7 protein-coding genes are annotated in these 8,390 nt (G+C 69.9%); 5 read left to right on the top strand and 2 right to left on the bottom strand.

Annotated elements, in window-relative coordinates:
- Positions 1 to 40 precede the first annotated feature (40 nt).
- Positions 41 to 916, bottom strand: coding sequence for a LysR family transcriptional regulator (locus ACFULQ_RS47610; protein WP_383557676.1), 876 nt, complete (start codon positions 914 to 916; stop codon positions 41 to 43).
- A gap of 169 nt (positions 917 to 1,085) precedes the next feature.
- Between ACFULQ_RS47610 and ACFULQ_RS47615 the strand changes: the two genes are divergently transcribed.
- Positions 1,086 to 1,982, top strand: a complete 897-nt coding sequence (locus ACFULQ_RS47615) for an SDR family oxidoreductase (protein WP_383557679.1) — start codon at positions 1,086 to 1,088, stop codon at positions 1,980 to 1,982.
- 135 nt (positions 1,983 to 2,117) lie between these two features.
- Here the strand turns inward: ACFULQ_RS47615 and ACFULQ_RS47620 are convergent, their stop codons facing one another.
- A complete protein-coding gene (locus ACFULQ_RS47620; protein WP_383557682.1) occupies positions 2,118 to 3,173 on the bottom strand; it encodes a LacI family DNA-binding transcriptional regulator in 1,056 nt (351 codons plus the stop codon).
- Positions 3,174 to 3,545: 372 nt separating this feature from the next.
- Here ACFULQ_RS47620 and ACFULQ_RS47625 point away from each other — a divergent pair, with 372 nt between their 5' ends.
- The 4 genes from ACFULQ_RS47625 (at position 3,546) to ACFULQ_RS47640 (ending at position 8,349) form a co-directional block, all read left to right on the top strand.
- Positions 3,546 to 4,868 carry an ABC transporter substrate-binding protein gene (locus ACFULQ_RS47625; RefSeq protein ID WP_383557685.1) on the top strand — a complete coding sequence of 441 codons (1,323 nt, stop codon included), beginning with the start codon at positions 3,546 to 3,548 and terminating at the stop codon, positions 4,866 to 4,868.
- Positions 4,865 to 5,893, top strand: coding sequence for a carbohydrate ABC transporter permease (locus ACFULQ_RS47630; protein ID WP_383557687.1), 1,029 nt, complete (start codon positions 4,865 to 4,867; stop codon positions 5,891 to 5,893). Before ACFULQ_RS47625 ends, ACFULQ_RS47630 begins: the two co-directional genes overlap by 4 nt.
- A complete protein-coding gene (locus ACFULQ_RS47635) occupies positions 5,890 to 6,783 on the top strand; it encodes a carbohydrate ABC transporter permease (protein ID WP_383557689.1) in 894 nt (297 codons plus the stop codon). Before ACFULQ_RS47630 ends, ACFULQ_RS47635 begins: the two co-directional genes overlap by 4 nt.
- Before the next feature lie 120 nt (positions 6,784 to 6,903).
- Entirely contained in the window at positions 6,904 to 8,349 is a 1,446-nt protein-coding gene (locus ACFULQ_RS47640; RefSeq protein ID WP_383557691.1) for a GH1 family beta-glucosidase, read from the top strand.
- Positions 8,350 to 8,390: the final 41 nt, after the last annotated feature.

Genomic DNA, 8,390 nt, shown 5'->3' on the forward strand with positions numbered 1-8,390 from the left:
GCCGGTGACCCTGGAGACAGGGTCACCGGCTGAGGTCGTTTCAGAAGCCGGTCGCCTCAAGACGGCTCCGGGCCGCCCTGCGGAACGCCGTGAGCAGTCGGCCCCGGTCGCCGGCCCGGGTCGCCAGGACGACGTGGGCCGGGTCGACGCCCTCCAGCGGGACCACCGTGAGATCGGGGCGAAGGGCGCCCGGGCGAGGTGAGGCCATGATGGCCAGGGCCTGTCCGGAGGCCACGAGTTCGAACTTGTCCTCCAGCGCGGTGACCAGCGGGCCGTCGGGTGCCGGGCTGCCGTCCGGGCGGGGGTCGATGCGCCAGTACGCGTTCCAGTCCGGGTCGGCCACCCTGATCATCGGCTCGTCCGCGATGTCGTCGAGCGTGACGGACTCCTTGCCGGCCAGGCGGTGGCCGACCGGGAGCAGCAGCACCCTGGGCTCCTCGTAGAGGACCGTCACATGGGCCCCGTCCGTCGGGTAGGGCAGCCGGGTCACCATCGCGTCCACCTTGTGGTCGGTCAGGGCCGTCCGGCGGTCGCTCCAGTCGACGTGCACGCTGGAGACCTCGGCGTCCGGGAACCGTTCCCGCAGTTCGCGCACCGCCGGGGTGACGATGATCCCCGCCGTGTAGCCGACGGTGATCCGGCTCGGCTCGGCCGCCGCCCGGGTCAGCGCGGCCGCCTGCGCGGCCGACCGCAGCAGCGCCTTCGCCCGGGGCAGGAAGACCTCCCCCGCCTCGGTGAGCCGGCTGCCCTGCGGGGTCCGCTCCAGCAGCCGGGCGCCCAGCTGCTGCTCCAGGCGCCGGATCTGCCGGCTCAGCGACGGCTGGGTGATGTGCAGCGCTTCGGCGGCCCGGCCGAAGTGCCGGTGCTCGGCGACGGCGGTGAAGTACCGGACCAGTCGGAGGTCGAGGTCGTCCATGCCTGAAGCGTACGCCGACCCCGACCGCACCCGTCTCCGGATGAGGCCTCTCACCTGCGGCGATGCCTGATGTGTATTGCGCGATGCGAAACAGGCTTTGGACTGACCCGGTCTGCTCTTCGCACGCTGGGAGCGCTGGACACATCACTCGTCACCGTGAAGGACTCTCATGCGTGTATTCGTCACCGGCGCCTCCGGATTCATCGGTTCCGCCGTCACCCGCGAACTGCTCGACGCCGGGCACGAGGTCCTCGGCCTGGCCCGCTCGGACCGGTCCGCCGAGGCCGTGCAGGCCGCCGGAGCGGAGGTGCACCGCGGCGATCTGGACGACCTGGACAGTCTGCGCCGGGGCGCCGAGGCCGCCGACGGCGTCGCCCACCTGGCCTTCATCCACGACTTCACGAACCTCGCCGCCTCCGGTGAGGCCGATCTGCGGGCGATCGAGGCCATGGGCGAGGTGCTCGAAGGCAGCGGTAAGCCTCTCGTGGTCACCTCGGGGCTGCTGACCGCGCCGGGGCGCGTCGGCACCGAGGAGGACCCGGCCGACCCGGCCTCCCCCGCCAGGCACCGGCACGCCTCGGAGTCGGCGACGCTCGCGCTGGCCGAGCGCGGGGTGAGCTCCTCGGTGCTGCGGCTGCCGCCGAGCGTGCACGGCGAGGGCGACTACGGCTTCGTGCCCATGTTCATCGACGTCGCGCGGGAGAAGGGCGTCTCGGCCATGGTGGGCGACGGCACCAACCACTGGGCGGCCGTCCACCGCCTCGACGCGGCCCGGTTGTTCCGGCTCGCCCTGGAGCAGGCACCGACGGGCGTACGGCTGCACGCGATCGGCGACGAGGGGGTGCCGTTCCGGGAGATCGCCGAGACCATCGGGCGGGGGCTCGGCGTGCCGGTGGCGAAGGTGCCCGCCGAGAACGCGACGGACCACTTCGGCTGGCTCGGCGCCTTCGCCTCCATCGACATGCGCGCCTCGGCCACCCTCACCCAGAAGCTGCTGGGCTGGCACCCGGAACACCCCGCACTGATCCCGGACCTGGAGACGGGCCACTACTTCAAGAGCGCCTGAGCGCTACGACACCGCCCGCGCCGCGGTCACCAACTCCCTTACGCCGCGGTACCGTTCGCGGAAGGGACGGGACACCCCAGGTGATCGCTGATGTCGGTGATCCTTGCGTTCAACCTCTTTACATTGCCGAGGGTCTCAGGACGACGTCCGGTGGACCAGTTCCGTCGCCAGGACCACCTGTCTGCGTTCCAGGCCCCGGGACACCGCCGGGCGGCGGTCCGCGATCTCCGTCAGGAGCAGGTCGATCATGCGGCGGCCCATCTCCTCGATGGGCTGGCGGACGCTGGTGAGCGGCGGGTCCATGTGGCGGGCTATCGCGGAGTCGTCGTAGCCGATCAGCGCCACGTCCGAGGGGATGCTGCGGCCCTCCTCGCGCAGCACCTGGCGGGCGCCCGCCGCCATGACGTCCGAGCCGGCGAAGACCGCGTCCAGGTCGGGGCGGCGGGCCAGCAGCTTCGTCATCGCGCGGCGGCCGCCCTCCTCCGTGAAGTCACCGGGCTCGATCAGGCGCTCGTCCACCTCATGGCCCGCGTCGAGCAGCGCGTCCCGGTAGCCGTCGACGCGGCGCTGGGCGCCGTACACGTCGAGGCGGCCGGTGATGTGGGCGATCGCGCGCCGGCCCCTGGACAGCAGATGCTCCACCGCGGAGCGGCCGCCTCCGTAGTTGTCGGAGTCCACCGAGGGAAGCGTCTCCGTCGCCGAGCGCGGGCCGCTGATCACCGCCGGGATCTCCAGCTGGGACAGCAGGTCGGGGAGCGGGTCGTCGGCGTGGACCGAGACCAGCAGGACGCCGTCGACCCGGTGCGCGGCCAGGTACTGGGCGAGCCGGCGGCGTTCGCGGTCGCTACCCGCGAAGATCAGCAGCAGCTGCATCTCGGTCTCCGAGAGCTCCGCGCCGACCCCCTTGAGCATGTCCGAGAAGTACGGCTCGGCGAAGAAGCGGGTCTCCGGCTCCGGCACCACCAGCGCGATCGCGTCCGTGCGGTTGGCCGCCAGAGCGCGCGCGGCCGTGTTCGGGACGTACCCGAGCTCCGCCACCGCCGCCTCGACCGCGGCGCGGGTGGCGTCGCTGACCCGGGGCGAGCCGTTGATCACCCGGGAAACGGTGCCCCGGCCGACGCCGGCGCGCGCGGCGACCTCTTCGAGGGTGGGCCGGCCACCGCTCCGGCTCCGCGCTCCGTGGCTTGCCATGGGCTCCGCCTTCCCCGCCGTGTCTCTTAGCTGGCCTGGAATCTAACAGTCCTGCCTGATGAGGTGGGCGTCGCCGGGGACTGCCGCCCCCGGACCCCTGCTTCGGCCCCGAAAGGGCCTCGTCCTCGAACGCCGGACGGGCCGAGGTGGGTCCAGTTAACAGGCTGATAACTGAACGCATCTCCCCTCGTCGACTCCCTTGACACCCTCGCTCCGACCCGCGAACCTTCAACACATCACCGATGGGAGCGCTCCCACGGTACCTGACACATAAATATCCCGCACGTTCCCCGCCCGAGCCGCAGCTTGAACGAACGGGCCCAACAACGCAGTTGGCCGGGGGGTCGGCACGTCAGGCAACAGGAGGACGCAATGCGCACGACTACCCGCCGGTCCCACCGGCTGTTGGCCCTGGCGGCCGTCGCCGCACTGACCACGGGAGTGCTGGCCGGCTGTGCCGGCGACTCGGACGACGGTGGAGACTCGTCGGACTCCGGCAACGCCAAGGGCAAGACCACACTGACCATCGGCACCTTCGGTGTCTTCGGTTACAAGCAGGCCGGACTCTACGACGAGTACATGAAGTCGCACCCCGACATCAACATCAAGGAGAACGTCACCACCCGCACCGACGTCTACTGGCCGAAGGTCCTCACCCGGCTCCAGGCCGGCTCCGGCACCGACGACATCCAGGCCATCGAGGTCGGCAACATCACCGAGGCCGTGCAGACGCAGGGCTCCAAGTTCGTCGACCTGGGCAAGGACGTCGACAAGTCGCAGTGGCTGGACTGGAAGAACGCCCAGGCCACCACCGCCGACGGCAAGCTCATCGGGCTCGGCACCGACATCGGCCCGATGGCGATCTGCTACCGCAAGGACCTGTTCCAGAAGGCCGGTCTGGAGACCGACCGCACCAAGCTCGCCGCGCAGTGGAAGGGCGACTGGAACAAGTACGTCGACCTCGGCAAGCAGTACATGAAGAAGGCCCCGAGCGGCACCAAGTTCGTGGACTCGGCCTCCTCGGTCTACAACGCGGTCCTCAACGGCGAGAGCGAGCGCTACTACGACAAGAGCGGCGAGGTCGTCTGGGACAAGTCGACCGGCGTGAAGAACGCCTGGGACGTCGCGATGTCGGTGGCGACCAGCAACATGTCGGCGAAGCTCAAGCAGTTCGACAAGCCGTGGGACCAGGGCTACGCGAACGGCACCTTCGCCACCGTGGCCTGCCCCGCCTGGATGATCGGCTACATCCAGGAGAAGTCCGGTGACGCGGGCAAGGGCAAGTGGGACGTGGCGGCCGCGCCGACCGCGGGCAACTGGGGCGGCTCCTTCATCGGTGTGCCCACGGCGGGCAAGCACCAGAAGGAGGCCATCGAGCTCGCGAAGTGGCTGACCGCGCCCGAGCAGCAGGCGAAGGTCTTCGCCAAGCAGGCCAGCTTCCCGTCGACCCCGTCGGCGTACTCGACCCTGAAGCCGGCCGCAGCCACCACGGAGTTCTTCAGCGACGCGCCGATCACCCAGATCTTCTCCGACTCGGCGAAGACCATCCCGGCGCAGATCTTCGGCGTCAAGGACCAGCCGATCAACACCGCGCTGACCGACATCGGCATCCTCCAGGTCGAGCAGAAGGGCAAGTCCCCCGAGCAGGGCTGGGACGCTGCCTCGAACGAGATCAAGGACGTGCTCGGCCAGTGACAAGCCCCAAGCAGGCACTCGCGCATCCCGCGTCGAGCGTCGAGGCCGCGCCCGGCTCCCAGCCGGGCGCGGCCCGGGGCGCTCACGGTGGCGGTACGCCGCCCAAGGGCCCGAGCCCCTGGCGGAGCAAGCTGTACCGCTGGGACATGAAGGCGTCCCCGTACGTGTTCATCGCCCCCTTCTTCGTGATCTTCGGGGCGTTCTCGCTGGTCCCGCTGCTGTACACCGCCTGGTACTCGCTGCACGACGTGCAACTGTCCTCGCTGGACACCCAGACCTGGGCGGGCCTGGACAACTACAAGAACCTGCTGTCCTCGGATTTCTTCTGGAACGCCCTCAAGAACACCTTCACCATCGGTGTGATCTCGACCGTGCCGCAGCTGATGGCGGCGATCGGGCTCGCCCATCTGCTCAACTACAAGCTGCGCGGCTCGACCGTCTGGCGGGTCGTGATGCTGACCCCGTACGCCACCTCGGTGGCGGCGGCGACCCTCGTCTTCACGCTGCTGTACTCGTGGGACGGCGGCATGGTCAACTGGCTGCTCGACTTCGTCGGCATCGACCCGATCAACTGGCGTGAGTCCGACTGGGGTTCGCAGTTCGCGGTGTCCTCGATCGTGATCTGGCGGTGGACCGGGTACAACGCGCTGATCTACCTCGCGGCGATGCAGGCGATCCCGCACGACCTGTACGAGTCGGCGGCGATCGACGGGGCGAACCGCTGGCAGCAGTTCATCCATGTCACGGTCCCGCAGCTTCGGCCGACCATCCTGTTCACGGTGGTGGTCTCCACCATCGGCGCGACCCAGCTCTTCGGTGAGCCCCTGCTGTTCGGCGGGGTCAGCGGGTCCAAGGGCGGCTCCGAGCACCAGTACCAGACGCTCGGCCTGTACATGTACGACCAGGGCTGGATCATCGGCAACCTCGGCAAGGCGTCCGCGATCGCCTGGTCGATGTTCCTGATCCTGTTGATCATCGCCGCGATCAACCTGCTGGTCACTCGACGGCTGAGGAAGTCCCAATGACCACCAGTGAACTGACGCTCCCTCAGACCTCCCGACCCCCCAAGGGCTCCCGCCGGGTGATGGGCGCCGGCAAGCAGCTGCACGCCGGCCCGCTGACCTATGTCGTCCTCGCGGTGTTCGCGCTGGTCTCGCTCGCGCCCCTGGTGTGGACGGCGATCGCGGCCTCGCGCACCGACCGCAGGCTGGCCGAGACCCCGCCGCCGCTGTGGTTCGGCGGAAACCTGTTCAAGAACATGCAGACCGCGTGGGACGAGGCCGGTCTCGGCACCGCGATGCTCAACAGCGTGATCGTGGCGGGCGCCATCACCATCAGCACGGTGCTGTTCTCCACGCTCGCCGGTTTCGCCTTCGCCAAACTGCGGTTCAGGTTCTCCGGCTTCCTGCTGCTGCTGACGATCGGCACCATGATGATCCCGCCGCAGCTGGCGGTCGTACCGCTGTATCTGTGGATGGCGGACCTCGGCTGGTCCAACCAGCTCCAGACGGTCATCCTGCCCACCCTCGTGACGGCCTTCGGCACGTTCTTCATGCGGCAGTACCTGGGTCAGGCGCTGCCGACCGAGCTGATCGAGGCGGCGCGGGTGGACGGCGCGAGCAGCCTGCGGGTCGTGTGGCACGTGGTCTTCCCGGCCGCCCGGCCCGCGATGGCCGTCCTGGGCCTGCTGACCTTCGTGTTCGCCTGGAACGACTTCCTGTGGCCGATCATCGCCCTGAACCAGCAGAACCCGACCGTGCAGGTCGCCCTCAACTCGCTCGGCACGGGCTATGTCCCCGACCAGGCCGTGATCATGGCGGGCGCGCTCCTCGGCACGCTGCCGCTGCTGATCGCCTTCCTCCTGTTCGGCAAGCAGATCGTGGGCGGCATCATGCAGGGCGCGATCAAGGGCTGACGCCTGTCCTTTTCCTACGGCTCCTGGGGCCGGACCACCGCCGCTCCGGCCCCCTCCCCTCCACTCCCCCCTCCCCCTCTATCAGTCGGTCTTTCGACGACCTCCGTTGGGAGCGCTTCCATGCCTGATTCCGCAGCGCCGGAGACCCCGGTGACCTTTCCCCCGGCCTTCCTGTGGGGTGCCGCGACCTCCGCGTACCAGATCGAGGGGGCGGTGCGGGAGGACGGCCGTACGCCCTCCATCTGGGACACCTTCAGCCACACGCCCGGCAGGACCGCGGGCGGCGAGCACGGTGACATCGCTGTCGACCACTACCACCGCTACCGCGACGACGTGGCGCTCATGGCCGACCTGGGCCTGACGGCGTACCGCTTCTCGATCTCCTGGCCGCGGGTGCAGCCGACCGGCCGGGGCCCGGCGGTCCAGCGGGGGCTGGACTTCTACCGGCGGCTGGTGGACGAGCTGCTCGCGCACGGCATCAAGCCGGCCGTGACGCTCTACCACTGGGACCTGCCGCAGGAGTTGGAGGACGCGGGCGGCTGGCCGGAGCGCGACACCGCGTACCGCTTCGCGGAGTACGCGCAGATCGTCGGGGAGGCGCTCGGCGACCGGGTGGAGCAGTGGATCACCCTCAACGAGCCCTGGTGCGCCGCCTTCCTGGGCTATGCCTCCGGAGTGCACGCCCCCGGGCGTACCGACCCGGCGGCCTCGCTGCGGGCGGCGCACACCCTCAACCTGGCCCACGGGCTCGGCACTTCGGCCCTGCGCGCCTCGATGCCGGCCCGCAACTCGGTCGCGCTCAGCCTCAACTCCTCGGTGGTCCGGCCCTTTACGCACGACCCGGCGGACCTGGCGGCGGCGCAGAAGATCGACGACCTGGCCAACGGGATCTTCCACGGGCCGATCCTGCACGGAGCGTATCCGCAGACGCTGTTCACGGCGACGGAGCTGATCACGGACTGGTCGTTCGTCGAGGACGGCGATCTCGCCCTGATCAACCAGCCGCTGGACGCGCTGGGCCTCAACTACTACACGCCCACGCTGGTCTCGGCCGCCGACCCGGAGACCAACACCCCGCGCGCCGACGGCCACGGCAGCAGCGACCACTCGCCGTGGCCGGGCGCCGACGACGTCACCTTCCACCAGACGCCGGGTGAGCGTACGGAGATGGGCTGGACGATCGACCCGACGGGCCTGCACGACCTGATCATGCGCTACACCCGTGAGGCCCCGGGTCTGCCGCTGTACATCACGGAGAACGGCGCGGCCTACGACGACAAGCCCGACCCCGACGGCCGCGTCCACGACCCCGAGCGCATCTCCTACCTGCACGGCCACCTCGCCGCGGTCCGCCGCGCGATCGCCGACGGCGCGGACGTCAGGGGCTACTACCTGTGGTCCCTGCTGGACAACTTCGAGTGGGCGTACGGCTACGAGAAGCGCTTCGGCGCGGTCTACGTGGACTACACGACGCTGGAACGGACACCCAAGTCCAGTGCCCTCTGGTACGGCCAGGCAGCCCGCACAGGCACCCTCCCGGAGGCGGAGGGAACCCAGGGCGTCTAGCCACCACCGGGGCACGAGAACGGGGCGCGGCAGCCGAGGGG

The organism is Streptomyces sp. NPDC057253 (assembly GCF_042669125.1).
Lineage (GTDB): Bacteria > Actinomycetota > Actinomycetes > Streptomycetales > Streptomycetaceae > Streptomyces.

Bases quoted from the DNA above. Each gene is read 5' to 3' on its own strand.
- ACFULQ_RS47620 (WP_383557682.1), bottom strand. From the start codon at position 3,173: ATGGCAAGCCACGGAGCGCGGAGCCGGAGCGGTGGCCGGCCCACCCTC.
- ACFULQ_RS47610 (WP_383557676.1), bottom strand. From the start codon at position 916: ATGGACGACCTCGACCTCCGACTGGTCCGGTACTTCACCGCCGTCGCC.
- ACFULQ_RS47615 (WP_383557679.1), top strand. From the start codon at position 1,086: ATGCGTGTATTCGTCACCGGCGCCTCCGGATTCATCGGTTCCGCCGTC.
- ACFULQ_RS47625 (WP_383557685.1), top strand. From the start codon at position 3,546: ATGCGCACGACTACCCGCCGGTCCCACCGGCTGTTGGCCCTGGCGGCC.
- ACFULQ_RS47640 (WP_383557691.1), top strand. From the start codon at position 6,904: ATGCCTGATTCCGCAGCGCCGGAGACCCCGGTGACCTTTCCCCCGGCC.
- ACFULQ_RS47635 (WP_383557689.1), top strand. From the start codon at position 5,890: ATGACCACCAGTGAACTGACGCTCCCTCAGACCTCCCGACCCCCCAAG.